This is a genomic window from Luteibacter aegosomatis (assembly GCF_023078455.1).
Taxonomy (GTDB): Bacteria; Pseudomonadota; Gammaproteobacteria; order Xanthomonadales; family Rhodanobacteraceae; genus Luteibacter; species Luteibacter aegosomatis.
In genome coordinates this window covers 1,595,127-1,619,512 of the sequence record NZ_CP095740.1, presented here as the reverse complement: position 1 = coordinate 1,619,512, position 24,386 = coordinate 1,595,127, and the positions used below count along the sequence as shown (strand labels likewise).

At 67.0% G+C, this 24,386-nt stretch carries 25 protein-coding genes; 7 read left to right on the top strand and 18 right to left on the bottom strand.

Going from position 1 to position 24,386, the window contains the following annotated elements:
- Window positions 1-24: 24 nt before the first annotated feature.
- On the bottom strand, window positions 25-1,443 hold the full coding sequence (locus tag L2Y94_RS07510) for a nicotinate phosphoribosyltransferase (protein ID WP_247374094.1): 1,419 nt from the start codon (window positions 1,441-1,443) through the stop codon (window positions 25-27).
- 98 nt (window positions 1,444-1,541) lie between these two features.
- Entirely contained in the window at window positions 1,542-2,522 is a 981-nt protein-coding gene (dksA, locus tag L2Y94_RS07505) for an RNA polymerase-binding protein DksA (protein ID WP_247374093.1), read from the bottom strand.
- Between the two features lie 13 nt (window positions 2,523-2,535).
- Between dksA and yidD the strand changes: the two genes are divergently transcribed.
- The 3 genes from yidD to L2Y94_RS07490 are packed head-to-tail and all read left to right on the top strand — an operon-like array spanning window position 2,536 to window position 5,025.
- Window positions 2,536-2,904, top strand: a complete 369-nt coding sequence (yidD, locus tag L2Y94_RS07500) for a membrane protein insertion efficiency factor YidD (protein ID WP_425602458.1) — start codon at window positions 2,536-2,538, stop codon at window positions 2,902-2,904.
- The gene (locus tag L2Y94_RS07495; RefSeq protein ID WP_247374091.1) at window positions 2,897-4,237 is read left to right on the top strand and encodes a dihydroorotase; all 1,341 of its coding nucleotides are present in this window, start codon (window positions 2,897-2,899) and stop codon (window positions 4,235-4,237) included. Before yidD ends, L2Y94_RS07495 begins: the two co-directional genes overlap by 8 nt.
- Window positions 4,234-5,025, top strand: a complete 792-nt coding sequence (locus tag L2Y94_RS07490; RefSeq protein WP_247374090.1) for a M23 family metallopeptidase — start codon at window positions 4,234-4,236, stop codon at window positions 5,023-5,025. Before L2Y94_RS07495 ends, L2Y94_RS07490 begins: the two co-directional genes overlap by 4 nt.
- Window positions 5,026-5,061: 36 nt before the next feature.
- Here L2Y94_RS07490 and folE2 read toward each other — a convergent pair whose 3' ends face one another.
- From folE2 to efp, 7 genes are all read right to left on the bottom strand, one after another.
- Window positions 5,062-5,988 carry a GTP cyclohydrolase FolE2 gene (gene folE2 / locus L2Y94_RS07485; RefSeq protein WP_247374089.1) on the bottom strand — a complete coding sequence of 309 codons (927 nt, stop codon included), beginning with the start codon at window positions 5,986-5,988 and terminating at the stop codon, window positions 5,062-5,064.
- A gap of 94 nt (window positions 5,989-6,082) precedes the next feature.
- The gene (locus L2Y94_RS07480) at window positions 6,083-6,919 is read right to left on the bottom strand and encodes a squalene/phytoene synthase family protein (protein ID WP_247374088.1); all 837 of its coding nucleotides are present in this window, start codon (window positions 6,917-6,919) and stop codon (window positions 6,083-6,085) included.
- The gene (locus L2Y94_RS07475; protein WP_247374087.1) at window positions 6,916-7,599 is read right to left on the bottom strand and encodes an HAD family hydrolase; all 684 of its coding nucleotides are present in this window, start codon (window positions 7,597-7,599) and stop codon (window positions 6,916-6,918) included. The genes L2Y94_RS07480 and L2Y94_RS07475 overlap by 4 nt, the downstream gene beginning before the upstream one ends.
- Entirely contained in the window at window positions 7,596-8,300 is a 705-nt protein-coding gene (gene ubiG, locus L2Y94_RS07470; RefSeq protein ID WP_247374085.1) for a bifunctional 2-polyprenyl-6-hydroxyphenol methylase/3-demethylubiquinol 3-O-methyltransferase UbiG, read from the bottom strand. The genes L2Y94_RS07475 and ubiG overlap by 4 nt, the downstream gene beginning before the upstream one ends.
- 10 nt (window positions 8,301-8,310) lie before the next feature.
- Window positions 8,311-8,586 (bottom strand): YciI family protein, encoded by a 276-nt coding sequence (locus L2Y94_RS07465; protein ID WP_247374083.1) that lies wholly within the window; start codon window positions 8,584-8,586, stop codon window positions 8,311-8,313.
- Window positions 8,583-9,920: a TRZ/ATZ family hydrolase gene (locus tag L2Y94_RS07460; protein ID WP_247374081.1), complete on the bottom strand. Its 1,338-nt coding sequence runs from the start codon at window positions 9,918-9,920 to the stop codon at window positions 8,583-8,585. Before L2Y94_RS07460 ends, L2Y94_RS07465 begins: the two co-directional genes overlap by 4 nt.
- A gap of 111 nt (window positions 9,921-10,031) precedes the next feature.
- Entirely contained in the window at window positions 10,032-10,613 is a 582-nt protein-coding gene (gene efp / locus L2Y94_RS07455; protein WP_247374080.1) for an elongation factor P, read from the bottom strand.
- 88 nt (window positions 10,614-10,701) lie between these two features.
- On the opposite strand from efp, the gene epmB reads away from it, so the two are divergent.
- Window positions 10,702-11,727: an EF-P beta-lysylation protein EpmB gene (gene epmB, locus L2Y94_RS07450; protein WP_247374078.1), complete on the top strand. Its 1,026-nt coding sequence runs from the start codon at window positions 10,702-10,704 to the stop codon at window positions 11,725-11,727.
- A 102-nt stretch (window positions 11,728-11,829) separates the two neighbouring features.
- Window positions 11,830-13,887, top strand: a complete 2,058-nt coding sequence (locus tag L2Y94_RS07445) for an EAL domain-containing response regulator (protein ID WP_247374077.1) — start codon at window positions 11,830-11,832, stop codon at window positions 13,885-13,887.
- Window positions 13,888-14,011: 124 nt separating this feature from the next.
- Here L2Y94_RS07445 and rplS read toward each other — a convergent pair whose 3' ends face one another.
- The 5 genes from rplS to ffh form a co-directional block, all read right to left on the bottom strand.
- The gene (gene rplS, locus L2Y94_RS07440; RefSeq protein WP_247374075.1) at window positions 14,012-14,407 is read right to left on the bottom strand and encodes a 50S ribosomal protein L19; all 396 of its coding nucleotides are present in this window, start codon (window positions 14,405-14,407) and stop codon (window positions 14,012-14,014) included.
- A 10-nt stretch (window positions 14,408-14,417) separates the two neighbouring features.
- On the bottom strand, window positions 14,418-15,200 hold the full coding sequence (trmD, locus tag L2Y94_RS07435) for a tRNA (guanosine(37)-N1)-methyltransferase TrmD (RefSeq protein ID WP_247374073.1): 783 nt from the start codon (window positions 15,198-15,200) through the stop codon (window positions 14,418-14,420).
- 19 nt (window positions 15,201-15,219) lie between these two features.
- Complete coding sequence (rimM, locus tag L2Y94_RS07430; protein WP_247374071.1) at window positions 15,220-15,735, bottom strand: ribosome maturation factor RimM; 516 nt, start codon at window positions 15,733-15,735, stop codon at window positions 15,220-15,222.
- On the bottom strand, window positions 15,735-15,986 hold the full coding sequence (rpsP, locus tag L2Y94_RS07425; RefSeq protein WP_144910920.1) for a 30S ribosomal protein S16: 252 nt from the start codon (window positions 15,984-15,986) through the stop codon (window positions 15,735-15,737). Before rpsP ends, rimM begins: the two co-directional genes overlap by 1 nt.
- A gap of 187 nt (window positions 15,987-16,173) precedes the next feature.
- Window positions 16,174-17,556: a signal recognition particle protein gene (gene ffh / locus L2Y94_RS07420; protein WP_144910922.1), complete on the bottom strand. Its 1,383-nt coding sequence runs from the start codon at window positions 17,554-17,556 to the stop codon at window positions 16,174-16,176.
- 229 nt (window positions 17,557-17,785) lie between these two features.
- On the opposite strand from ffh, the gene L2Y94_RS07415 reads away from it, so the two are divergent.
- Complete coding sequence (locus L2Y94_RS07415) at window positions 17,786-18,583, top strand: cytochrome C assembly family protein (RefSeq protein ID WP_247374069.1); 798 nt, start codon at window positions 17,786-17,788, stop codon at window positions 18,581-18,583.
- Window positions 18,584-18,690: 107 nt separating this feature from the next.
- Here L2Y94_RS07415 and radA read toward each other — a convergent pair whose 3' ends face one another.
- From radA to L2Y94_RS07400, 3 genes are all read right to left on the bottom strand, one after another.
- Window positions 18,691-20,079, bottom strand: a complete 1,389-nt coding sequence (gene radA, locus L2Y94_RS07410) for a DNA repair protein RadA (RefSeq protein WP_247374067.1) — start codon at window positions 20,077-20,079, stop codon at window positions 18,691-18,693.
- Window positions 20,080-20,147: 68 nt separating this feature from the next.
- On the bottom strand, window positions 20,148-21,236 hold the full coding sequence (gene alr, locus L2Y94_RS07405) for an alanine racemase (protein ID WP_247374066.1): 1,089 nt from the start codon (window positions 21,234-21,236) through the stop codon (window positions 20,148-20,150).
- Between the two features lie 107 nt (window positions 21,237-21,343).
- A complete protein-coding gene (locus tag L2Y94_RS07400) occupies window positions 21,344-22,297 on the bottom strand; it encodes a CsgG/HfaB family protein (protein ID WP_247374065.1) in 954 nt (317 codons plus the stop codon).
- 174 nt (window positions 22,298-22,471) lie between these two features.
- Between L2Y94_RS07400 and L2Y94_RS07395 the strand changes: the two genes are divergently transcribed.
- Window positions 22,472-22,798 (top strand): low molecular weight protein tyrosine phosphatase family protein, encoded by a 327-nt coding sequence (locus tag L2Y94_RS07395; protein WP_247374064.1) that lies wholly within the window; start codon window positions 22,472-22,474, stop codon window positions 22,796-22,798.
- A 6-nt stretch (window positions 22,799-22,804) separates the two neighbouring features.
- On the opposite strand, the gene L2Y94_RS07390 is transcribed toward L2Y94_RS07395, so the two are convergent.
- On the bottom strand, window positions 22,805-24,235 hold the full coding sequence (locus L2Y94_RS07390; protein ID WP_247374063.1) for a replicative DNA helicase: 1,431 nt from the start codon (window positions 24,233-24,235) through the stop codon (window positions 22,805-22,807).
- Window positions 24,236-24,386 lie beyond the last annotated feature (151 nt).

Genomic DNA, 24,386 nt, shown 5'->3' with positions numbered 1-24,386 from the left:
TCCGCGATGGCTACGAAGCGACGATCAATCCTGCTCGCTGCGTCCGCGCACCTCGCCGAACGACCAGTCGCGCAGCAGCTCACCGTCTTCCCAGACGGTCTCCATCGCATGCTCCCACCCGTGCTCCAGGCCCATGCCCTCGACCGAATCGACCTCATGGGGAATCGGCACGGTGCGCCAGGTGCCGTACTCGCGATGCCTGATGAGCGTGAGCCGCCCGCGCTGCGAGAATTTGCCCGCGTCGGTCACGGGCGCCTTGAAGACGTCGACCCACTGGCCATCGATGCGCGCCGCCGAGCACTTGAGCGCGAATTTCTGCGTATCTCGATCGACTTTCTGCAACAACGCGCCCCCCATGCCGAAGGCGACGTTGTCGGCCGAATAACCCGCGCCCGTGATGCGTTCGAGGATGGCGCGGATGCTGTCCGGATTGACGCCGTCGCCCTGGATGACCCGAACGTGGTTGAGCACCCGGTAGCCCTTGCCGTTCACGGTGGCGCCGAAGGCGTCGTCGAGCAAGGTCAGGCAACGATGCACCACCTCCACGGGATCGCCCGAATCGGGCCTCACCACGAGCGTGCCGCCCGATGCGATCACCTGCTCGCGCAGCGTGCGCCCCCAATGTTCGCGAATGGCGTGGAAGATGTCGTAGCTGTCGGACACCACCGCGACCAGGCTGCCGGGCTTCGCGAACTGGCGGAGCATGTTGCGGTAGGCGTCCACCTCGCGATCGCGTCCCCAACTGGTGATGGTGCTGTGCTCGGCGGCGGGAATGGAATAGCCCGCCATGGCTTCGCCGTAATACTCGCGCGCCGCCAACACGCCCTGTACCGTATCGGTGCCCCGAAAATTGACCAGGTGGGCCATGCCGCCGAGGGCCGCGGATTCCGCACTGGATACGCCGCGCGCGCCGAAGTCGTGAAGCTTGAAAGGCAACTGCCCTTCCGGATCGTCGCTCGTCCGCTGGAGGAAGCCGCGGATGGTTCGCTTTACCTGCCAGCTCGACGTCGCCACCGTCACCGGATACCAGAGGCGGAGCAGCAGGGTCTCCAGGTAGCTCGGCAGCCAGAAGGCCTCGGGATCGGTGGATTCGATCGTCACCAGGGCCTGGTGCGTGGGAACCACGGTACCTTCGGGCACCGCGCGGATACGCATCGGCAGGCGGCCGCCATGCACGTCGACGATGCGTCGCCAGCCAGATTCGTTGAACGGCTCGCCATGGGCGGCGAAGAAATCGCGCGCCCCGTCCACGTCGTCGTGGCTCACCGGGCGGCTGAGCCACCCCTTGAGAATGGCCTGCAGGCCGAAGAACACGGTCCTGTCGTAGACGCCGCCGCGCGATTCCACGTAGAAGAACGTCCTGTCCGTGCCCGGCGGGTATTGCAGCCAGTGGCTGGCCTTGTAGCTGTCGGTATTGAGGATCAGGTTCTGCAGGTGGCGCATGGGAGGCTCCTTTCCATCGCAGTGTAGCGTCTGGCACTCCCCTGAAACGACGAAGCCCCGCACGGGGCGGGGCTTCTGTGCGGCAAACGGGCCTTGTCTCAGTCGCCCATCTGCTTCTGCAGATGCTCGCGACGCTCCTGCGCATCGAGCGTGAGGGTGGCGATCGGACGGGCGTCGAGACGCTCCAGGCCGATTTCCTCGTCGGTCTCCTCGCAGAAGCCGTAGCGGCCTTCCTCGATGCGGCGCAGCGCCTTGTCGATCTTGGAGATCAGCTTGCGGTAGCGGTCGCGGGTACGCAGCTCGAGCGAGTTTTCCGTCTCGCGCGTGGCACGCTCGGCCTCGTCGCCGACGTCGCGCACTTCCTCGCGCAGGTTGTCCATCGTCTGACGCGATTCCTCGATCAGATCGTCGCGCCACTTTTTCAGCTTCTTGCGAAAATACGCAAGGTGCTTGGGACTCATGTATTCCTCGCCATCGTCGTCGCTCGGACGATAGCCTTCGGGCAGGTCGATGACGGTGGTGGCCGGCAGCGCGTAGCGGCCGTCTTCTTTGGTGATGCCGTTGTCAAGAGCGGTGCTGTTCATGCTTGATTGCGCGGACTTCTCGGTTCTGGATGGGGTAGCACTGGCCACCGCGGACGCCTTGCGGCCGGAGGTGGACGTCGGTGCGTCGTGGGCCGGGACGGGCTTCGCCGCCGGCTTGGCCTCGGGCGCCTTCTTCACGGGCGCCGCGGGCGTTTTCGTCGCCGCCTTGGTGGCCGCGACGGTGGTTTTCTTCGCTGCCGCCGGTGTCGCGGGCGTCTTGGCGGGCGTCTTGGCCGCTACCTTGCTGGCGGCCTTCGGGGGAGCCGGCTTGGCCGGTGCCGCCTTCGCGGAAGCCTTCGCAGGCGCCTTGGTCGGCGCGGCCTTCGCCGGCGCCTTCTTCGCCACGGGCGCGGCCGTCGTCTTCGCGGCGGTCTTGGCCGGAGCCTTTACCGTCTTCGCCGCGGCCACGACGTTCTTGGCCTTTTTCACATCACCGGCTCCGCCCTTCTTGGCGGCGCCCTTGGCAGCTGCGGAACTTGGAGCGATTTTCGCCATTTCCTTCACCTCGGTGGCCGTGGCGGCGGGGTGTTATAGCCCAGATGCGTTACCCCAGCAACCTCTCTTCTGGGATACTGTCGGCTGGCAAACGCCGGTCGACACCGGGCTCGAATCCAAAGTGACCCGCCTCCTCCTTCTGTTACTGTCCTTCTACAAGCGGTGGCTCAGCCCCCTCCTCGGGGCTCGCTGCCGGTTCCATCCATCGTGTTCCGATTATGCACGGGTTGCCATAGCCCGCTTCGGTCCGGCGCGCGGCAGTGTCCTGGCCGGTTGGCGGCTCCTGCGTTGCCAGCCCTTCTGCGAGGGTGGTGCCGACCCCGTCCCCGAACGTTTCATCCTGCGCCGCTGCGGCGCCCAAGGAGCTCATACCCATGACTGATGCCTGGCTGATCAAGAACGCCGAACTCGTCAACGAAAACAAGCGCTTCAAGGCCGACGTACGCATTCGCGACGGAAAAATCGCGAGAATCGCCGAGGGACTGGAAAAAGAACGTGACGAGCAGGTGATCGACGCCTCGGGCCTTTGGCTTCTGCCCGGCATGATCGACGACCAGGTGCACTTCCGCGAGCCCGGCCTCACGCAGAAGGCCGACATCCGCAGCGAGTCGCGCGCCTGCGCCGCCGGCGGCATCACCAGCTTCATGGAAATGCCCAACACGAAGCCTCCCGCGCTCGACCGCGACACGCTCGAGGCGAAATACGCCCGCGCCGCCGAAACCTCGGCCGTGAACTACGCGTTCTACATGGGTGCCAGCAACGACAACCTCGAACACATCCGCAAGCTCGACCCCAAGGCCGCGCCGGGCGTGAAGGTGTTCATGGGCGCCTCCACGGGCAACATGCTGGTGGACGATCCCGAAACGCTCGACGGCATCTTCCGCGACACGCCCGTGCCGATCATCACGCACTGCGAAGACACGCCGATGATCGATGCCAACCACGAGAAGGCGCGCGAGAAGTACGGCGAGGACATCCCCGCCTGGGAGCATCCGCACATCCGTTCGCGCGAGGCCTGCATCAAGTCCACGCGCCTGGCCATCTCGCTGGCGAAGAAGCACGACACCCGCCTGCACGTGCTGCACATTTCCACCGCCGACGAACTGGCCCTGTTCGAGCCGGGCCCGATCGAAGGCAAGCGCATCACGGCCGAAACCTGCGTGCACTTCCTGCATTTCGGCGGCAAGGCCGATTACGACGAGAAGGGTTTCCTCATCAAGTGCAACCCGGCGATCAAGGACGAGGCCGACCGCGACGCCATCACGAAGGCGCTGGCCGAAGGCCGCCTCGACGTGCTCGCCACCGATCACGCCCCGCACCTGCTCGAAGAGAAAGAGCAGAAATACGACAAGGCACCGTCCGGCCTGCCGCTGGTGCAGTTCGCCTTGCAGGCGGCCTTGCAGCGCGTGACCGAAGGCAAGCTCACCCTGGAACGCGTGGTGGAAACCGTCTGCCACAACCCGGCGAAGCTCTTCAACGTGAAGGACCGCGGCTTCCTGCGCGAGGGCTACGCGGCCGACCTGGTGCTGGTGGATCCGAACACACCGCATACGGTCACGCGCGGTGAAGTACTGTCCAAGTGCGGTTGGTCGCCGTTCGAGGGCACCACCTTCAGCAGCAGCATCGCGTCCACCTTCGTCAATGGCCAACGCGTGTGGGACGGCAAGTCGGTCGACGACGGCGTGCGCGGCCAGCGCCTGGCCTTCGATCGATGAGGGCAGCCACGGGCGCGCTCGTCGCGCTTCTGGTCGGCGGCACGGCGTTCGCCGCCGTGCCCGACCTGCCCGCCAGCGTGTCGCAGGGCGGGCTCGTCATCGGCCACGTCACGCCCGGCACGCGCGTGACGGTCGACGGCAAGCCGGTGCACGTCGGCAACGACGGCCTCTTCGTGTTCGGCGCGGGACGTGACGAGAAGGGGCCGATCCGCGTCGGCCTCGGTCGCGCCGTGCGCGACGTGGTCGTGACCCCGCGCGACTGGCCCATCGAACACGTCAACGGCGTGCCGCCGAAGACGGTGAACCCGCCGCCGGAGATCGCGGCGCGCATCGAGCGCGAGCAGGCCGCGGTGGTGGCGGCACGCCAGCGCGACGACGCGCGGGAGGATTTCGCGCACGGCTTCATCTGGCCGGTGACCGGACGCATCAGCGGGCGCTTCGGCAACCAGCGCGTCTACAACGGCGACCCGAAGGCACCGCATTCGGGCATGGACATCGCGGTGCCCGAGGGCACTCCGATCAAGGCGCCGGCCGACGGCATCGTCACCGGCACGTGGCCCGATCTCTACCTCACCGGGGGCACGGTGCTGCTCGACCACGGTTTCGGCCTGTCGTCGAACTTCCTGCACATGTCGCGCATCGACGTGAAGGTGGGGCAGCACGTGCGCCAGGGCGAGGTGCTGGGCGCGGCCGGCAAGACCGGGCGAGCCACCGGGCCGCACGTGCATTGGGGGTTCAACTGGTTCGGGGTAAGGCTGGATCCCCTGTTGCTTCCCGGCATCCGGTAATCGCGGACAGGGTCCGCGATTCGAGAATGCGGGAAACTACCGGCGAACCTTGCTCGAGAACGCCACCGCGTCGTGCGGATGCAAGCTCTCGTGATGCGCCACGCGCACGTGGAAGTCGGCGATGCCGTCGTCGGCATCGAGGGTTTTCTGGATGCGGCGCGCGGCGTCCTCGCAGAACATCAGGTTGCTGCCGTTGGCGAGCGCGAAGGCCTGCTCGTCGGCGCGCTTGACCGCGGTCTGCACCGGCGTGCCCAGCGCGCTTTCCACGCGGTCGATCATGCCGATGAGGTCGAAGGTGCCTTCGCCCGCCGGCCGCACGCGGATCGTCGCCGTGCTGCGCTGGGCGTGGGGCGTGGCCACGATACCCTGCTCCGTGCCCAGCCACGCGAGGATGGTCTCGCGATCCATCGACCGGTCGGCCGGGAACGCCTTGGCGAAGCTGTCCTGGATCAGCTGGCGCGACAGCGCGGCCGACGCCGGACAGGTGGACGAATAGACCACGTCGGTGGTGATCTCGACATGGAACGCCTCGCCCTTCAGCGTGGCGTCGATGGTGATCGGATACGCGCGCCAACCGCTGTTGTCGCTGCGCAGCGCACGCCGGCGCACGAGGTGCTCGAAGCCGATGGTGAGGCGCGCGTGGTCCGACAGCCCTTCGTGCGAACTCAGGAACTGCCCCAGCAGGTCGCGGATGCCACCGAGGGTCAGCGGCCCCGCGGACAAGGCCTCGGACACCAGCAGGTAGAGACGCGACATGTGGATGCCGCGCGCCTCGGACTTGTTGAGGTTGACGAAGGCGCCCACGCGGGCGCCCGTGGCACGCACGTCGCCGTCGCCGGCGTCGAAGGCCACCGGCATCTCCATGCCGTCCATGCCGACCCAGTCGAGCGTGCCGATCGCCAGGGCGTGTTCCTGGGAGGCCACGTCGGGCAGCAGGCGGGTCGGGGAATCTTGGATGTACATCGAAAAATCCTTGGAAAGGCCGTTACCGGCTCACGGCACCGACATGGGGCATGGAAGCGACAGGGTCAATGGTGAGTGCCGGGAAATGGTCCGTTCAGCCCAACCGCGCCGCACGCCGCGCCGCACGCCAAGCCCGGAAGGCCGTGGCCGGCCCGGTCCGCGACTGCCGGCGATGCAGCTCCGCGAACGGCTCGGCGGCGCGTGACGCGCCGTGCGCGGTCGCCAGGGCCGTGCGCCCTTCCAGGCCGCGAAACGTGCTCAGCGGCTCGCCCAGGGCCAACGCGGCCCGGAGGCCCTCGGCAAGGTCGCCCAACTGCGCCCGCACGGCATCGCGCCGCGCCGGGGAATCGTTCTTCAGTTGCGTGCGCGACAAGCCATGGCGGGCCAGCCTCGACATCGGCAGTGGCAGCCGCTCGCGCTCGGCGTCGAGTTCCAGGCGCGACAAGGCGAACACCAGGTGCGACAACGTGGCCACGCGTGTCGCGGCCTCGGCCGCCGCATCGGCGCCGAACCACCAGGCGTTCTCCAGGGCGGCCAGCGCCCCGTGCATGTTGCGGGCGGCCGCCACCTGGGCGTCGAAATCGGACGGCGTGCCCTGCTCCAACTGCGCCATGGCGGCCAGCACCGGGGCCAGCCAAACGCCGGAGGACACCTGTTTGGCCCGCGCGCTGGCGAACAGCACCTTGGTCAGCGGATGGCGTCCACCGCTGGCCGTCGCCCCGGAGAGTTCTTCCGCCCACCACTGGAGCTTGGCCGCCGCCACCTGCGGCTCGCGGATACCGTAGGCCGAGGCGATGAGTTCCTGTTCGAACGCGGCGAGCGCCACGTGCCCGTCGCGCGTGGCGGCATCGACGAAACCCAGCGCGATGCGCTGCTGCGGCTGCACCGCCAACCACTTGTCGACGTAACTCTGAGTGGCGCCGTCGCTCACGCCGCCACCTCGCCGAGCCCGCACAACGCCGCCAGTTCGTCGGGATGCCCGATCACCGCGTCGGCGCCCCACTCGGCCGGATCGCCGCCATCGAGGTAACCCCAGCGCACCGCCACCGTATAGAGCCCGGCGGCATGACCCGCCGACACGTCGCGGCGGTCGTCGCCGACGAACACCGAACGCGCCGGATCGCAACCGGCGATCGCGCAGGCGTGCAGCACGGGCGCGGGGTCGGGTTTTTTCACCGGCAACGTATCGCCCGAGACGACGGCGGCCGGCTTCCAGTTCGGCACGGCGCGTGGCAATAGCGCATCGGTGAGCGCGCCCGGCTTGTTCGTGACGATGCCCCAACGGATGTCCGCCGTATCCAGGCCCGCCAGCAACGGCTCGATGCCGTCGAAAGGATGCGAACCGTCGGTGCCCATCGTCGCTTCGTACAGCGCGAAGAACCGCGGTATCTGGGCGAGGATGGCGTCGGCGTCGAATTCGGGAAAGGTGACCGCGAGCATGGCCCGCGAGCCGCGGGAGACCACGGCACGCACCGTCTCGTAGGGGGGAGCCTCGCGGCCCAGTTCGCCGCCGAGCGTCACGAGCGCCGCGTAGAGATCGCGCGCGCTGTCGAGCAAGGTACCGTCGAGGTCGAAGAACACGCCTTCGGGCTTGAACGGCAACGGCTTCACGAGGCCTTCCTCGCGCAGAGCACGTAATTGACGGAGGTATTGCCCGACAGGCTCGCGTTGCGGGTGATCGGGTTGTACGTCAGGCCCTTGATGTCTTCGAGTTCGAGGCCGGCGTGACGCAGCATCCCCGCCACCTCGGAAGGCTTGAGGAACTGCGCGTAGTGATGCGTGCCGCGCGGCAGCAGGCGCATGAGGTATTCGGCGCCGACGATGGCCGCGCCGAACGCGGCCGGCGTGCGGTTGAGGGTGGAAAGGAACAGGCGGCCGCCCGGCTTCAGCAAGGCGGCGAGGTCGCGCACCAGCACCAGCGGATCGGGCACGTGTTCGATCAGCTCCATGCAGCACACGGTGTCGAACGTGCCGCCCTCGGCGTCGGCCAGTTCGGTGGACGACTGCACGCGATAGTCCACCGTGAGGTTGGACTCGAACAGGTGCAGCTTCGCGATTTCGATCAGCTTGGCGCCCAGGTCGATAGCGGTGACGTTCGCCCCCGCGCGGGCCAGCGCCTCGCTGAGCAGGCCGCCGCCGCAGCCGACGTCGGCCACCTTCGCGCCACGCAGGTCGGCGAGGCCGGCCACGTAGGCCGCACGCACGGGGTTGAGGTCGTGCAGCGGGCGGGATTCGCCGTCGGGATCCCACCAGCGGGCGGCGAGTTTTTCGAAGCGGGCGATTTCTTCCGCGCTGACATTGGCATTCTGCATGACGAAAACCTCAGGGAAAACGGCGCACGCGCCACTCGTGCACGGTGAGCGCGGACGAGCCGCTCGTGTGCAGGGGGTCGCCGTGCGCGATCTGCGTGGCGGTGGCGAGATCCGTGGCGCGCAGGAGATAGGCGCCGCCAGTGCCGTCGGTGAAGGGGCCGGTGAGTTCGAGCAGGTTCTGCTCGATCAGGTCGTCGAGGAATGCCTTGTGGGCCTCGCCCGCCGACACCTGGAATTGCGGGGTACGCATGGCCATCACGAGATACAGGTGCATCGGTTCGTTCATGCCGGATCCTCCGCGGCGATGCGCTGGCGCCATCCGCGCGCCTTCTCACGGATGGCGTCGACGTCGATGCCGACCAGGCGCTTGTCGGCCAGCTTGCGCTGGCCGTCGATCCACACGTCGCTCACCTGGTGGCGGCCGGTGGCGTATACCAATTGCGAGGCCACATGGTACAGGGGCTGGGTTTCGAGATCGTCGAGACGCACGGCGACGAGGTCGGCGCGCTTGCCCGGCTCGATCGAACCGACCTTGTCGCCCAGGCCGATGGCCGCGGCGCCGTTGAGCGTGGCGGCGCGTAGCGCCGAGGCGGCGTCGAAGGCGGCGGCGTCGCCGGCCACGGCCTTGGCGAGCATCGCGGCGGTACGCATCTCGCCGAACATGTCCAGGTCGTTGTTCGACGCGCAACCGTCGGTGCCGATGCACAGGTTGACGCCCGCGCGGCGCAGCTTCTCGGCCGGGCAGAAACCCGAGGCGAGCTTGAGGTTGGATTCGGGGCAATGCACCACCGACACGCCGGCGGCCGCGCACGCGGCGATCTCGCCGTCGGTGAGCTGGGTCATGTGTACGGCGATGAGGCGCTCGTTCAGCAGGCCCAGCTTCTTCAGCCGCTCGATCGGACGCATGCCGTCCTTCGCGACCGCCTCGTCCACTTCCTGCGCGGTCTCGTGCGTGTGCAGGTGGATGGGAATGTCGAGCTGTTCGGCGAGCACGCGGATGCGTTCGAAGTTCTCGTCCGACACCGTGTACGGCGCGTGCGGTGCGAACGCCGTGCTCAGCAGCGATTCGCCGCGCAGCGCATCGTGCACTTCCACGGCGCGCTGGAAATATTCGTCGGAGGTCTTCGCCCACGGCGTGGGGAAGTCGATGATGGGCAGGCCCACCACCGCGCGAAAGCCCATCTGGCGATAGGTGGCCGCGATCACGTCGGGGAAAAAGTAGTTCTCGTTGGCACAGGTGGTGCCGCCTCGGATCATCTCGGCCACGGCCAGTTCCACGCCGTCGCGGATGAAGTCCGGGCCCATCACGCGGCCTTCGGCCGGCCAGATGTGGTCCTGCAGCCAGGTCATGAGCGGCAGGTCGTCGGCGAGGCCACGAAGCAGCGTCATGGGGTTGTGCGTGTGCGAGTTCACCAGGCCGGGGATCAGCGCGTGTTCGCCGAGCGACACGCGCTCCTTCGGGGCATAAAGCGCGCGGGCCTCGTCGGCAGGCACGATCGCGACGATCGCGCCGTCGTTCACGATCACGGCATGGTCGTCGAGCACGACGCCGTGCGGTTCCACCGGTACGACCCAGCGGGCCTCGATGAGAAGATCGACGGCAAGGGGGCTGCTGCTCATTGTCACCTCGTGGGTCGCGATGCGGGGGACGGGCATCGCCTCATGGCCTATAAGCAAACGGCACGGCGCCCAGGGGGCGGCCGTGCCGTCGGAGTCGTGGAACGTACCGCCTTACTTGACGCGGCTGTCGTACTCACCCGTGCGGGTATCGACCTTGATGACTTCGTCCTGGTTGACGAACAGCGGAACGCGCACCACGGCGCCGGTTTCGAGCGTGGCCGGCTTGCCGCCGCCGCCCGAGGTGTCGCCACGGACGCCCGGATCGGTCTCGACGATCTTCAGTTCGACGAACTTCGGCGCCTGGACGGCGATGATCTGGGTTTCGTTGAAGAGGGTGATCTGGCACTCCTCGTCACCTTTGAGCCACTTCCAGGCGTCGCCCATGGCGGCCAGGTTGGCGCGGTACTGCTCGAAGGTTTCCGTGTGCATGAAGACCCACTCGCGCTCGTTGCCGGTGCCTTCGATGTACGAGAAGGTGGCGTCGGTGTCGACGGCGTTGGCCTCTTCGTACGAATCGCTCGACTTCAGGGTCAACTCGGTGGTGCGGCCGTCCTTCAGGTTGCGCACGCGGATGCGGGTGAACGCCTGGCCCTTGCCCGGCTTGATGAAGTCGGCTTCGGTGATGACCCAGGGGTCGCCGTTGTGAAGGATCTTCTTGCCCGTTTTGACGTCATTGAGGCCAAGAGTCGCCATGCGTTTCGTGCTCCAGAGGTGAATCCGCCCGCCGGGCGGCTAAAATAGGGGGCTCTAAGGGGCCTCGTGGCCCGCCCCAAGGCCCACCATGATAACCGCAAGCCCCCCGTCCCGCCTATCCACGCCCTCCCCGGGCTGGCGCGAGCTGTGGCGGGATGCCATCACCGATGCGGGCGAACTCCTGGCCGCCGTGGGTCTCGCCCACCGCGCCGACCTGCTTCCGCCCGACGACGCCGGCTTTCCGCTGCGGGTTCCGCGTGGTTTCGTGGCCCGCATGCGCCCGGGCGATCCGGACGACCCCCTGCTTCGCCAGGTGCTGCCGCGACGGGAAGAGCACGACCCGGCCGAGGGCTATACGGTGGACGCCGTGGGCGACATGGCCTCGCGGGCCGGCCACGGCCTGCTGCACAAGTACGACGGCCGCGCCCTGCTGATCGCCAGCGGCTCGTGCGCGGTGAACTGCCGCTACTGCTTCCGGCGCCATTTCCCCTATGGGGAGGAAATCGCCGCCGCGGCCCAGTGGCGCGATGCCCTTGCCCACGTGGCCGCCGATACGTCGATCCGCGAGCTGATCCTTTCCGGCGGCGACCCGCTTTCCCTGGCCACGCACAAGCTCGAGGAACTCACGCGAGGCCTCGCCGCCCTGCCCCACGTGATCCGCCTGCGCATCCATACGCGCCTGCCGGTGGTGCTACCCGAGCGTGTCGACGACGCCTTCACGCAATGGCTCGCGGCCCTCCCCCTCCAGAAGGTGGTGGTGCTGCACGCCAACCACGCCAACGAGTTCGACGCGACCGTCGACGCCGCCTGCGCACGCCTGCGCGAGGCCGGTGCCACGTTGCTCAACCAGTCGGTGCTGCTGGCCGGCGTCAACGACGATGCCGACGCGCTCGCCTCGCTGTGCGAGCGCTCGTTCGCGGCGGGCGTGCTGCCGTATTACCTGCACCAGCTCGACAAGGTCTCCGGTGCGGCCCACTTCGAAGTGTCCGACGACCACGCCCTGGCACTCCTCGACGAGCTGCGCGGCCGCCTGCCCGGCTATCTGGTCCCGAAACTGGTCCGCGAACTTCCGGGCGATCCGTCAAAACGACCTGTTGCCGATTCGGCGCGTTAGTATGTGCCTCTCCGGTCGGCTTCGGCCGACCGGACCGCGTCGGGGGAAGCGGGGCCGGATGTTCCGGCATCGCAGGGTGGACAAAGCGGCAACCGGAATGGCATGAAACAAGACAACGTCATCAGGATTCTCTTCATCGAAGAGTCGGTGGAAGACGCCGAACTCTTGATCAACGTCCTGCGCAACGGCGGCATCGCCGTCCGTCCCGCCAGGGCCACCGACGCGGAAGGCATCCGCGCCGCGCTCGACGACACCCATCCCGACCTCGTCCTCGTGAACCCGTCCGTTGCGGGGATCGACCCCTCGGCCGTGGCCCGCCAGCTCGACGCGAGCGGGCGCGACATCGCCCTCATCGCGGTGGTCGACCACCTGGACGATTCGGTGGTCGACCTCGTCGCGGCTGGCGCGCGCGGCATCGCCCTGCGGCCACGCTCCGAGCAGGTGCTGTCGGTGGTCCAGCGCGAGTTCGACTCCCTGTCCACGCGACGCCAGGTGCGCCGCCTGGAAACCGCCTTGCGGGAGACGGAGCGGCGCTGCGATGCCCTGCTCGACTCGTCCCGCGACGCCATCGCCTATGTGCACGAAGGCATGCACGTGCGCGTCAACCAGGCCTACCTGGAAGCATTCGGCTTCGCCGAGGTCGACGACATCATAGGCCTGCCCATCCTCGACCTCATCGCCGGCACCCACGCCGACGACTTCAAGAACGTGCTGCGCGGCCTTTCCCGCGGCGAGCGCCCGGAGCCCATGGACCTGCTCGCCCGACGCGACGACGGCGGCACGTTCAAGGCCAGGGCCGAGTTCGCCCAGGCCAATTTCGAGGGCGAAGCCTGCATCCAGATCGTCTTCCGCCAGCAGACGGTCGACCCCGCCCTCGTGGCCCAGTTGCAGCGCGACCCGGTCACCGGCCTGTTCAACCGCGCACGGACGCTCGAGCACATCGACGAAGCCGTGGCCGCTGCCGCCGCCGGGCGGGCGGGCCAGGCCGTCCTGCTGGTCGAGCCCGACAACTGGAAGGACATGGTCGCCAGCGCGGGCTTGGGCAACGCCGACCAGTTGCTCGCCACCCTGGCGGCCAAGGTGCGCGAGTCCATCGACGACGACGACATCGCCGGCGTACTCGGCGACCACACCATCGGCCTCGTGCTGGGCGCGCGCGGCGACATCGAACATGCCGCCCTCGCCGAACGACTGCGCACGACGGTGGCCGAACATATCTTCGACGTGGGCAGCCGCTCGTTGACGGTCAGCGTCACCATCGGTGGCACGCTCCTGGCCGAGAAGAACGCCAATACCGACACCGTGCTCGAGCAAGCCAACACGGCATTGCGCAACGCCCAGAACCAGGGCGGCAACCGCGTGGAGCTGCACGACCCCAGCGCCCGCGAAAAAGCCGACGCCGAACGGGAGCAGTACTGGCTGGACCTGGTCCGCGAAGCCCTCGCCGAAGACGGGCTGCGCCTCTACCACCAGCAGATCATCAGCCTGCAGGACGCGGCCGGCGAGTTCTACGAAATCCTCGTCCGCATGCGTGGCCCGAAGGGCGACGTGTTGCCGTCGTATTTCTTGCCGGTCGCCGAACGCAACGGCCTGCTGCCCGCCATCGATCGCTGGGTGCTCGGCCACGCCATCGATGCCCTGGTCCACCGCGAAAACGACGGCCTTACCACCACCTACTTCGTGAAGCTCACGATGCAGTCGGTGGAAGACCCCGACCTGCTCCCATGGCTCAAGCGCCGCCTGGAAACAGCGAACCTGCGTCGCAGCACGCTCGTGGTGGAAATGCCCGAGTCGAAGGTGCTCAACCGCCTGCGGCCGGTGCAGGAGTTCGTCAGCGGCTGGCGCAAGTCGGGCGGCCGGTTCGCCATCGAACAGTTCGGGTCGGGCCTCAATTCGTTCCAGATGCTCACCCATCTCGAGGCCGATTACCTCAAGATCGACCGCAGCTTCATGACCGACCTGCCGCAGCATCCCGAGAACCAGAAGAAGATCGCGGAGATCTGCAAGGAAGGCCATGCTTCGGGCAAGCAGACCGTGGCCGAATGGGTGGAGGATGCCGTCAGCACCTCGCTGCTGTTCGCCTGTGGCGTCGATTTCGTGCAGGGCAACTTCCTGCAGGAGCCGGCGAAGGTGCTGGCCGAGGAGTACATGCCGATCTGACGGCATGCCGTTCGCGCTGACGTACGCCTCGCCGTAGGCGATAAGCACGGTTTTCACCAACGCCGCACACGCAAAAAAGCCCGCGATCGCTCGCGGGCTTTTTCGTCGCCTCACACCAGACCGATTACTCGGCGGCAGCGGCAGCCTTCTTCGCGGCCTTGGCGGCAGCGGCGGCGGCGATGTCTTCCTTGATGCGAGCGGCCTTGCCTTCCAGGCCACGCAGGAAGTACAGCTTGGCGCCGCGGACCTTACCCTTACGCTTGACTTCGACCGAGTCGATGGCGCGGCTGTGGCTCTGGAACACGCGCTCGACGCCGGTGCCGTGCGAGATCTTGCGCACGGTGAAGGCGGAGTGCAGCCCACGGCTGCGCTTGGCGATGACGATGCCCTCGAACGCCTGGACGCGCTCGCGGTTACCTTCCTTCACCTTCACATTCACGACCACGGTGTCGCCAGGGCCGAAATCCGGCAGCTGGCGGGTGATCTGCTCGGCTTCGAACTGTTGGAGGAGTTTGTTCATGACGCACCTGTCAGTTTTCGTTACGGCGGTCGTTTCCGGCCGCACCGTTTGGCCGTGCATATTCACGGCGGAATTCATCCAGCAATGCCCTCGACTCGTCGTCGAGTACACGCTGCGTTAGCAAATCCGGCCGGCGCAGCCAGGTTCGACCTAGCGACTGCTTGCGACGCCAGCGGCGAATAGCCGCGTGATCGCCGGAAAGCAGCACCTCCGGCACGCCGCCCCAGGCATCGTGATGCACGGGACGGGTGTAATGCGGGCAATCCAGAAGACCGTCCGAGAACGAATCCTGCTGGGCGGACAGCGCGTCGTTCAACGCACCTTCCTGTAGACGACCCACCGCATCGATGACCACCGCTGCGCCGAGTTCCCCGCCAGACAGCACATAATCGCCGATTGAAAGCTCTTCGTCGACCTCGTGCTCGAGCAGGCGCTCGTCCACACCCTCGTAACGTCCGCAGATCAGGGCGATTCGCGGCATGGCCGCCAGCGCCTCCACCCGTTTCTGCGTCAGCCGCGCACCTTGCGGGCTGAGATAAATCACATGCACCGGTTCCGGTGCCGCCTCGCGAATCGCCACGAGCGCCGCTCGCAGGGGTTCGATCAGCATCACCATGCCGGGTCCACCGCCGAAGGGGCGCCCATCCACGGTGCGATAGTTGTCGGTGGCGAAATCCCGTGGATTCCAGGCTTCCACCTGGAGCAGCTCACGCTGCTGCGCCCTTCCGACCACCCCGATCGCGGCCGACTGGCGGACGAAATCGGGAAACAGCGAAACCACGTCGATGCGCATGATCTTCAGCAGTCGCTGTTCAGAATTCAGGATCCCAGTCCACCACGATGCGTCCGCTGTCGAAATCGACCGAATGCACGTAGGGGCCCTGGACGAACGGAACCAGTCGCTCCCTTTCGCCGTCCTTCACCACCATGACGTCGTTGGCGCCCGTGGAGAACAGATGGCTGACCCGACCCAGGTGCACGTTTTCCGTGGTGACGACCTCGAGGTTTTCGAGATCGACCCAGTAAAACTCGCCCGGAGCGGGCGGCGGCAGCACGTCGCGCGAGACGGTGATCTCGCAACCGACCAGCGCGGCCGCCTGGTCGCGATCCGTGATGCCCGGCAGGGAGGCGACGATGCCCTTGCCCTGCGCGTTCCCACGGATTCCGCTCATCTCCCGGTTCACGCCCGGCGCGGTGAGCAGCCAGGGCTGGTAACGGAAGATCTGGATGCGAGGCTCGGTCCAGCTTTCGAGCTTGACCTGACCCTGCACGCCATGGAGTCCGACAATGCGCCCTACGCGGACGCGCTTCCCGGACTCCGTCGACATCAAGCCGCCAGCTTGCCGGCTTCCTTCACGAGGGCGCGGACCTTGTCGGTCAGCTGAGCACCCTTGGCGACCCAGGCCTGGACCTTGGCGACGTCGAGCTCGAGGCGCTTGTCGGCGCCCGAAGCGACCGGGTTGTAGTAACCGACGCGTTCGATGTTGCGACCGTCGCGCGGGGCGCGCTGGTCGGTCACGACGATGTGATAAAACGGACGGCCCTTGGCGCCACCGCGCGAAAGACGAATCTTGACCATAAGTTACGAGCTCCAGAGTGCCGGATGCCGGCAAGGCGCGCGCGAGAAGCGGGCGCGGTAAAGCCGGACATTTTAGCGAAAGTTTTGAAAAAGGGAAGAGCGTAAGAAAGTAAACCGTGAACAGTGAGCCGCCGCCGCCGACTTCACGACAGGGGCCCCTACTTACGCTTCACTCCGCCGGGGCCTATCAGCGGCCCGGCGGCATCATGCCGCCCATGCCGCCCATGCCCTTCATGGCGCCGCGCATCTGGCGCAGAAGGCCCTTGCTGCCGCCCTTGGACAGCTTGGACATCATTTTCTCCATCTGCATGTACTGCTTGAGCAGACGGTTGACGTCGGCCGGCTGGGTGCCGGAGCCGCGCGCCACGCGGGCCTTGCGCGAGCCGTTCAGGAGATCCGGGTGGCGGCGTTCCTTCTTGGTCATCGAGCCGATGATGGCGACCATCTTCTTCAGCTCGCCGTCGTTGACCTTGGATTTCACGCTATCGGGAATACTGGACATGCCCGGCAGCTTGTCCATGAGACCGGCCAGGCCGCCCATATTGTTCATCTGCTCGAGCTGGTCTCGCATGTCGTTGAGATCGAAGCGCTTACCCTTGATGACCTTCTCGGCCAGCTTCTGCGCCTTCTCCTGGTCGACCTTGCGCTCCACCTCTTCCACGAGCGAGAGCACGTCGCCCATGCCGAGGATGCGCTGGGCCACGCGATCAGGGTGGAACGGCTCGAGGGCATCGGACTTCTCGCCGGCGCCGAGGAACTTGATCGGGCGCCCGGTGACGTAGCGCACCGACAGCGCGGCACCGCCACGGGCGTCGCCGTCGGTCTTGGTGAGCACCACGCCGGTGAGCGGCAGGGCGTCGGAGAAGGCCTTGGCGACGTTGGCGGCGTCCTGACCGGTCATCGAATCGACGACGAACAGGGTTTCGATGGGGTCGATCGCCGCGTGCAGGGACTTGATCTCCTGCATCATCGCCTCGTCGACATGCAGGCGGCCGGCGGTATCCACCAGCAGCACGTCGATCACTTCGCGACGTGCTGCGGCGACGGCGGCCCGGGCGATCTCGACGGGATCCTGACCCGCCTCGGACGGGAAGAACGACACCTCGACCTGGGAGGCCAGCGTGCGCAGCTGCTCGATGGCGGCGGGACGGTAGACGTCGCAGCTGACCACCATCACGCGCTTCTTCTTGCGCTCCTTCAGGAAGCGGGCGAGCTTACCCACCGTGGTGGTCTTGCCCGCGCCCTGCAGGCCGGCCATGAGCACGACGGCGGGCGGTTGCGCGGCGAGGTTCAGTTCGCTGTTGGCCACGCCCATCACGGCGGTGAGTTCGTCGCTGACGACCTTCACCAACGCCTGGCCCGGCGAGAGGCTCTTGAGGACTTCCTGGCCGACGGCACGCACCTTCACGCGCTCGACCAGGGCCTTCACCACCGGCAGGGCGACGTCGGCCTCGAGCAAGGCGATGCGCACCTCGCGCAAGGTCTCGCGGATGTTTTCTTCGGTCAGCCGGCCGCGACCACGCAAGCGGTTGACGGTATCGGAGAGACGTTGGCTGAGCGATTCGAACATGGCGGGGAGACTTCGGAGGGTGACAGCGAATTATAGCGGATGCGGGATGGTGAGGTGGGGACGCGGCCGGCAAGGCATGGGGCAAGCGCCCCCGGGAAAGCGGGGCAGCGCATGGGCCGGGTCGTCGGGGTTGGATGCCTCGCCCCCGTCCCCATCGCCCATGCCTCTCGCCCCAGGTGCCACCATGCCGCATTCACGCCCCATGGCCGCTATGCCACACTGCGCATCCATGATCGTGATCGCCCTCTCGCTGGCTGCCGTCGTCCTCTACCTGTGCGCCGCGGGCGTACTGGCGCGCCCGCTCGTCACGGGCGGCCAGCCGCTCGCGCGCTCGGGCATGGCGCTCGCCTGCCTCGCCGCCCTGGCCCACGCGGCCGTGTTGTTGAGCGCGCACCGCGGCACGCTCGACCTCCACTTCTTCGCCGCCCTCTCGCTCGTGGCGTGGATCGCCTCGACACTCACCCTGGTGGTGAACCTGTCGCGTCCGGTGGCCGGGCTGGGCATCCTGGTCTTCCCGCTGGCGGCGATTTTCCTCGCCATGGACACCTTCCTCGCCCCCCGCACGGCGCCGGAGTCGATGACCTGGCAGATCGAGCTGCACGTCACCATCGCCGTGCTGGCCTTCGGCATCCTCTCCATCGCGGCGGCCCTGGCCATCTTGCTCGCCATCCAGGAGCGCGCGCTGCGCCGCAGCCGCTTCGGTCACTGGCTGCGTGCCCTGCCCCCGCTGACGCTTACCGAAATCCTGCTCTTCCGCCTCATCGGCGTCGGCTTCGTCCTGCTCACGCTCACCCTCGTGACCGGCGCCCTCTTCGTCGGCGATCTCTTCAGCCAGCACCTGGTGCACAAGACGGTGCTCTCCATCGTGGCGTGGGTCGTCTTCGGGGTGCTGCTGTGGGGGCGCTGGCGCCACGGCTGGCGCGGCATTCGCGCGGTGAATCTCACGTTGATCGGCATGGGCATCCTGCTGCTGGCGTTCTTCGGCACCAAGCTGGTGCTGGAGTTGATCCTGCATCGCACGGCTTGAGCCAGGGGCAAGGCCTATCGCGGACAGGGTCCGCTCCCACGCTCCGGTAGCAAGGTTGCCTACCGAAGGGTGGGAGCGGACCCTGTCCGCGATGCCTGCGGAGCGCATTACTCCCGGCTCGCGTCGATCGCCTGCGACAGCCGCTCCACGCCGATCACGTCCATCTCTCCCACCCTGCCCTTGCGCGGCGCATTGGCGGCGGGTACCACGGCACGCCGAAAACCATGCGTGGCGGCCTCCTTCAGTCGCTCCTCGCCGTTAGGCACGGGCCGGATCTCTCCCGACAGGCCCACTTCGCCGAACGCGATGGTCTTTTCCGGCAAGGGCCTGTCGCGCAGGCTGGACAGCACCGCCATGAGCACGGGTACGTCGGAGGCGGTCTCCTGCACACGGATGCCGCCGACGACATTGACGAAGACGTCCTGGTCATACGCCGCGACGCCCCCATGCCGATGCAGCACCGCCAGCAGCATCGCGAGGCGGTTCTGCTCCAGACCCAGCACCACGCGCCGCGGATTGCCCAGCGACGACTGGTCGACCAGTGCCTGCACCTCGACCAGTAACGGCCGCGTGCCCTCGCGCGTGACCATCACCGCGCTGCCTGGCGTAGGGCCCGCATGCGCCGAAAGGAAGATCGCCGAGGGATTGGGTACTTCACGCAGGCCCTTTTCCGACATGGCGAACACGCCCAGCTCGTTCACCGCGCCGAAACGGTTCTTGAAGGCGCGCAACACCCGGAAGCGACTGCCGGATTCGCCCTCGAAATAGAGCACCGCATCGACCATGTGCTCGAGCACGCGCGGGCCGGCGATACCGCCTTCCTTCGTGACATGACCGACGAGGAATACCGACGTGCCGGTTTCCTTGGCGAAGCGGGTGAGCTTGGCGGCCGACTCGCGCACCTGGCTCACCGAGCCCGGCGCCGCAGTGAGCAGTTCGGTCCAGATCGTCTGGATGGAGTCGATGACGAGCACGCGCGGACGGGCCGCCGCCGCTTGCTCGAGGATGCGCTCGATACAGGTCTCGGCCAGTGCGTGCAGCGGCGCCAGCGGAAGATCGAGACGCTGCGCCCGACCGGCCACCTGCGCCAACGATTCCTCGCCCGTGACGTACAGGCTGGGCAGCACGGCACCGAGCGTACCGAGCATCTGCAGGAGCAACGTCGACTTGCCGATGCCCGGATCGCCGCCGATCAGCACCACCGAGCCGTCGACCAGGCCGCCGCCCAGCACGCGATCGAGTTCGCCGATGCCGGTGTGAGTGCGCGCCTCCGCCGTCAGCAGCACCTCGGTGAGCGGCGTGATCTTCGGCGAGCCCGCGGCGTCGCCGGCATAGCCGCCGCGCCGCGCGCCGGCGGATACGGCGGCCGGCTTCGCCGGCTGCACCACGAACTCGGAGAGCACGTTCCACTCGCCGCATTCGGCGCACTGACCCTGCCACTTGCTGTGCTCGGCGCCGCACTGTGTGCAGACGTAGGCGGTCTTGGCCTTGGCCATGGGATTCGTTCTCGCTCGAAAGACTGCCTATATAACGCGAGCGCGTCGCAGGAAGCGATACGCAAGGATCAGGCGTCGTCCTCGGCGAAGAGCACGCGACGGGTCATGCCGCAGGTAAGGTCATAGGAAATCGTGCCGGCGGAGGCGGCAACGACCTCCACGGGCAAGCCCTTGCCCCACAACGTCACGCGATCGCCGACCCGGGCCGCTGGCACGCCGCGCAGGTCGATGGTGATGAGATCCATCGACACGCGACCGACGATCGACGCGGCGACGCCCTCGACGAGTACCGGCGTACCGATGGCTGCGCTGCGCGGATAACCGTCGCCGTAACCGATGGCCGCGACGCCGACCGCCATGTCCTCGGGGCATTCATAGGTGCCGTTGTAACCCACCCGCTCGCCCTTCGCGAGGCGGTTGATCGCGACGAGCCGCGTCGTCAGCGTCATCGCGGGCCGAAAGCCGAAATCCGCGCCCGACTTGCCATCCACCACCGAAAGGCCATACAGCAGACCCCCCACCCTCACCCAGTCGCCGCGCGCGTCGGGCCAGCCCAGCACCGCGGCGGAATTGGAAAGGGCGCGTGGCCCCGGCAAGCCTTCGGTCACGCCTCGGAACCGTTCGATCTGCGACGCGGTGTCCACGCCCTGGAATACCTCGGAGGAGGCGAAATGCGTCATCAGCCCGACCTCGGCATCCACCGCCGGCATCGCGCGTAGCGCGGCATGGACCTCGCACGCACGCTCCGGCGGAAAACCGAGCCGGTGCATGCCCGTGTCGATCTTCAGCCAGACACGTAACGGACCGCGCGCCGGATCGGCCTTCGCCAGCCAGGGCAGTTGCGTATCGTGATGAACGAGCGCATCGAGTTGCAGCCGTTGCATTTCCGCGATATCGGACGGCGCATCGGGCCCGGAAAGCACCACGATACGCTGCCGATGCCCCGCCGCACGCAGCCGCAGGCCATCGGCGATCGATGCCACGGCGAACGCCCCAGCGTCGCCGTCGAGCGCCCGAGCCACGCGCTCCAGGCCATGCCCATACGCATCGGCCTTCACCACAGCCATCACGTTCGCGCTGCCTGCGAGCTCGCGAACCCGTGCGAGGTTGTGGCGCAAGGCACCGAGGTGGATGGTGGCGACGGTGGTGCGACTCATGACGAAATACGACGGGACGGCAAAGGACGACGCAGTCTAGCGGCAACGCCCGGCCCGACGCATGGCGCGATTGTGGCGGACGGCGGCCCATCCGTCCGCCATCGCCCTTACTTCGCCAGATCGAACTTCTCCGAAGAGACCCAGCCCTTGTTGCCGTGCTCGTCTTCCACCTCCCACATCAACCCCGCCTTGTTGCCGGTCGGGTAGACCATCATGCCGGGTTCCAGCGAACGCACGGCGACTTTTCCGTCGGACGATCTGGCCAAGCGGGTCTTCATGCGTATCGTGCCGGTCTGGCGGCTGTTCGCCGCCGAGGCGTCCGACGGCAGGCCACCCAGTTCGGTCACCAGCTTGGTGTAGGCATCGAGATAGGCCATGGCGATGACCTGGCCTTGGGTCGTGCTGGCGTAGCCGCCCACGCCCGCGGCACCGAGGCCGCCCGCGCCCCACAATCCGCCACTGCCGCCGAAGCCCAGGTCGTGTTTCTCGCCATGGCCTTCCACCAGGGCAACCTGCTCGGACGAGCGGACGTCGGTCACGGTAAGCACCACGTCGGCCGTCTTGGAACTGATGCTGATCGCACCGAGCAAGGCACCCGCGCCACCGCCGACCAGCGCACCGAGGCCCAGGCCACCGGCATCCTTGTTGCTGGCGGTCAGGTCCGGAACCATCACGTAATCGGCCGCCTTGATCTGCCCCTTGCCCACGTTGGAGCCGCCGCGCAACTGGCCGCCCGAGGCGAGCTCACGCTCACGCATGGCCGCGTTCATGCCCATGCCGCGATCGACGAGGGTGAAACACCCCGACTTCGCGACGAAGACCTTGATGAGCTTGGTCGGCGACGGAAGTTGCTGCTGCGTCCACCAGTGCACGTCGCCCTCCGGCTCCACGACCGAGATGCTGCCGAGCTTTTTCGCACAATGGGGAATGGCGGCCACCTTGGCCTCGTGTTCGCGCTGCGACTTCGCCACCATCGGGTTGGTGGCGTTGCACGCGGTCAAAACGAACGTGGCGCCGATGGCCGCTGCGGCACGAGCGGCCGGCTTGAGGAGGTGCTCCATGGATATTCCCTGTCCTTGCGCCCGATGATGAGAAACCTGCCCGGCATTCGGGCACGAGGGCGGACAGGCTGTCGCGAGACCGAACGATGCTAGCGATGCGCGGACCCCGTGCTTATCGGGATGACGCTACGATGCACGTATGAATCATCCGTCACGGCCGGCAAGGAAACTCCGTTGATCCGCGTATTGTTTCTCTGCGGGAAGAATCGTCTGCGCAGTCCTACCGCCGAGCAGGTCTTCGCCACGTGGCCGGGCATCGAGACCGATTCGGCAGGCATCGACCGCGACGCCGAATGCCCGGTGACCAGCGAGCAGGTGCGCTGGGCGGATCGGATCGTAGCGATGGAGAAATCGCACCTGGCGAAACTGCGCAGGGGATTTCGGGCGGATCTGGGCAGGGCCCGCCTCCTGTGCGTCGACATCCCCGACGACTATGCATACATGCAGCCGGAACTCATCGCGTTGCTGGAGCAACGCGTGGGGCCGCAACTGCGTCGCTGATACGCCTCAGTCGAAGCTGCCGACGTACGAATCCGGCGCCCAGTTCTCGAACTTGGTGTAATGGCCGAGGAAGGCCAGCTTCACCGTATCCGTGGGACCATTACGTTGCTTGCCGATGATGATCTCGGCCAGGCCCTTATCGGGCGATTCCTTGTTGTAGTAGTCGTCGCGGTAGATGAACATGATGACGTCGGCGTCCTGCTCGATAGCGCCGGATTCGCGAAGATCGGACATCATCGGACGCTTGTCGGCGCGCTGTTCCAGCGAGCGGTTCAGCTGCGACAGGGCGATGACGGGCACGTTGAGTTCCTTGGCCAGCGCCTTCAGGCCTCGGGAGATTTCCGAGATCTCCGTCGCGCGGTTTTCGCTGTTACCCGGCACCTGCATGAGCTGCAGGTAGTCGATGACGATCAGGCCCAGGCCGTGTTCGCGCTGGAGACGGCGGGAGCGCGAGCGCATTTCCACCGGCGACATCGCCGGCGTGTCGTCGATGAAGATCTTCGCGTCGGAAAGCATCGTGATGGCCGAGGTGACGCGCGGCCAGTCCTCCTCGGCGAGATCGCCGGTACGCAGGTTCTGCGCATGGATGCGACCCAGCGAGGAAATCAATCGAAACGCCAGCTGCGAGGCCGACATTTCCATGGAGAACACCGCCACGGCCTTCTTGCCGCGCATGGCGGCGGCCTCGGCCAGGTTCAGCGCGAACGCCGTCTTGCCCATCGAGGGACGGGCGGCGACGATGATGAGGTCGGACGGCTGCAGCCCGGCCGTGAGCTCGTCCAGGTCGGTAAATCCCGTCGAGAGGCCGGTGAGCTTGCCGCGGTTTTCGTAGCGTTCGGTGAGCATGCGAAAGGCATCGCCCACCGCTTCGCGCATCGAGACGACATCCTTCTTGCCGCGCGCACCCGATTCGGCGATGCGGAATACCCGCTGCTCGGCAAGTTCCATCACTTCCTGCACGCTCTTGCCTTCGGGGCGAAATCCATCCTCGGTGATGGACGTACCGGCATCGATGAGCTTTCGCAGGACCGACTTCTCGCGAACGATATCGCCATAGGCGGCGATGTTCGCGGCGCTGGGCGTGGAACTGGCCAGTTCGAGCAGGTAGGCGGCTCCGCCGACCATCTCGTCCATGCCGTTCGACTGGAACCACTCGCCCAGCGTGATGGCGTCGCAAGGCAGCCCCTTACCCGCCAGTTCGTTGATGGCGCGCCAGATGAAGCGGTGGTCTTTCCGATAGAAATCCTCGTCGGTGAGCCGGTCGGCCACCTTGTCGAGCGAATCCGGCGAGAGCATGAGGCCGCCCAGCACCGCCTGCTCCGCCTCGATGGAATGCGGCGGGATGCGCAGCGTATCGATGGACGTCACCGAGGAATCACGACGGCGGCGCCGTTCCCCGCGCTCGCCCCGCTCATCGCGGTCGGAATTGAAGGACATGGATTACCTCGATGTGCAGCCGGCACCGACCCGGAAACGGGTGGGCGTGAGAGGGGATGATACGCGCCCTGGTCTCAGGCGTTGAGAGGATAAGTCTGTGGATAACTTGTGGGCGATTGCCTGACCACCGGCCGCTCCCGCGAAAGCAGGA

Excerpts from the sequence above, each read along its gene's own strand:
- L2Y94_RS07510 (WP_247374094.1), bottom strand. The coding sequence starts at position 1,443 with ATGCGCCACCTGCAGAACCTGATCCTCAATACCGACAGCTACAAGGCC.
- dksA (WP_247374093.1), bottom strand. The coding sequence starts at position 2,522 with ATGGCGAAAATCGCTCCAAGTTCCGCAGCTGCCAAGGGCGCCGCCAAG.
- L2Y94_RS07495 (WP_247374091.1), top strand. The coding sequence starts at position 2,897 with ATGACTGATGCCTGGCTGATCAAGAACGCCGAACTCGTCAACGAAAAC.
- L2Y94_RS07490 (WP_247374090.1), top strand. The coding sequence starts at position 4,234 with ATGAGGGCAGCCACGGGCGCGCTCGTCGCGCTTCTGGTCGGCGGCACG.
- folE2 (WP_247374089.1), bottom strand. The coding sequence starts at position 5,988 with ATGTACATCCAAGATTCCCCGACCCGCCTGCTGCCCGACGTGGCCTCC.
- ubiG (WP_247374085.1), bottom strand. The coding sequence starts at position 8,300 with ATGCAGAATGCCAATGTCAGCGCGGAAGAAATCGCCCGCTTCGAAAAA.
- L2Y94_RS07465 (WP_247374083.1), bottom strand. The coding sequence starts at position 8,586 with ATGAACGAACCGATGCACCTGTATCTCGTGATGGCCATGCGTACCCCG.
- L2Y94_RS07460 (WP_247374081.1), bottom strand. The coding sequence starts at position 9,920 with ATGAGCAGCAGCCCCCTTGCCGTCGATCTTCTCATCGAGGCCCGCTGG.
- efp (WP_247374080.1), bottom strand. The coding sequence starts at position 10,613 with ATGGCGACTCTTGGCCTCAATGACGTCAAAACGGGCAAGAAGATCCTT.
- epmB (WP_247374078.1), top strand. The coding sequence starts at position 10,702 with ATGATAACCGCAAGCCCCCCGTCCCGCCTATCCACGCCCTCCCCGGGC.
- L2Y94_RS07445 (WP_247374077.1), top strand. The coding sequence starts at position 11,830 with ATGAAACAAGACAACGTCATCAGGATTCTCTTCATCGAAGAGTCGGTG.
- rplS (WP_247374075.1), bottom strand. The coding sequence starts at position 14,407 with ATGAACAAACTCCTCCAACAGTTCGAAGCCGAGCAGATCACCCGCCAG.
- trmD (WP_247374073.1), bottom strand. The coding sequence starts at position 15,200 with ATGCGCATCGACGTGGTTTCGCTGTTTCCCGATTTCGTCCGCCAGTCG.
- rimM (WP_247374071.1), bottom strand. The coding sequence starts at position 15,735 with ATGTCGACGGAGTCCGGGAAGCGCGTCCGCGTAGGGCGCATTGTCGGA.
- rpsP (WP_144910920.1), bottom strand. The coding sequence starts at position 15,986 with ATGGTCAAGATTCGTCTTTCGCGCGGTGGCGCCAAGGGCCGTCCGTTT.
- ffh (WP_144910922.1), bottom strand. The coding sequence starts at position 17,556 with ATGTTCGAATCGCTCAGCCAACGTCTCTCCGATACCGTCAACCGCTTG.
- L2Y94_RS07415 (WP_247374069.1), top strand. The coding sequence starts at position 17,786 with ATGATCGTGATCGCCCTCTCGCTGGCTGCCGTCGTCCTCTACCTGTGC.
- radA (WP_247374067.1), bottom strand. The coding sequence starts at position 20,079 with ATGGCCAAGGCCAAGACCGCCTACGTCTGCACACAGTGCGGCGCCGAG.
- alr (WP_247374066.1), bottom strand. The coding sequence starts at position 21,236 with ATGAGTCGCACCACCGTCGCCACCATCCACCTCGGTGCCTTGCGCCAC.
- L2Y94_RS07400 (WP_247374065.1), bottom strand. The coding sequence starts at position 22,297 with ATGGAGCACCTCCTCAAGCCGGCCGCTCGTGCCGCAGCGGCCATCGGC.
- L2Y94_RS07390 (WP_247374063.1), bottom strand. The coding sequence starts at position 24,235 with ATGTCCTTCAATTCCGACCGCGATGAGCGGGGCGAGCGCGGGGAACGG.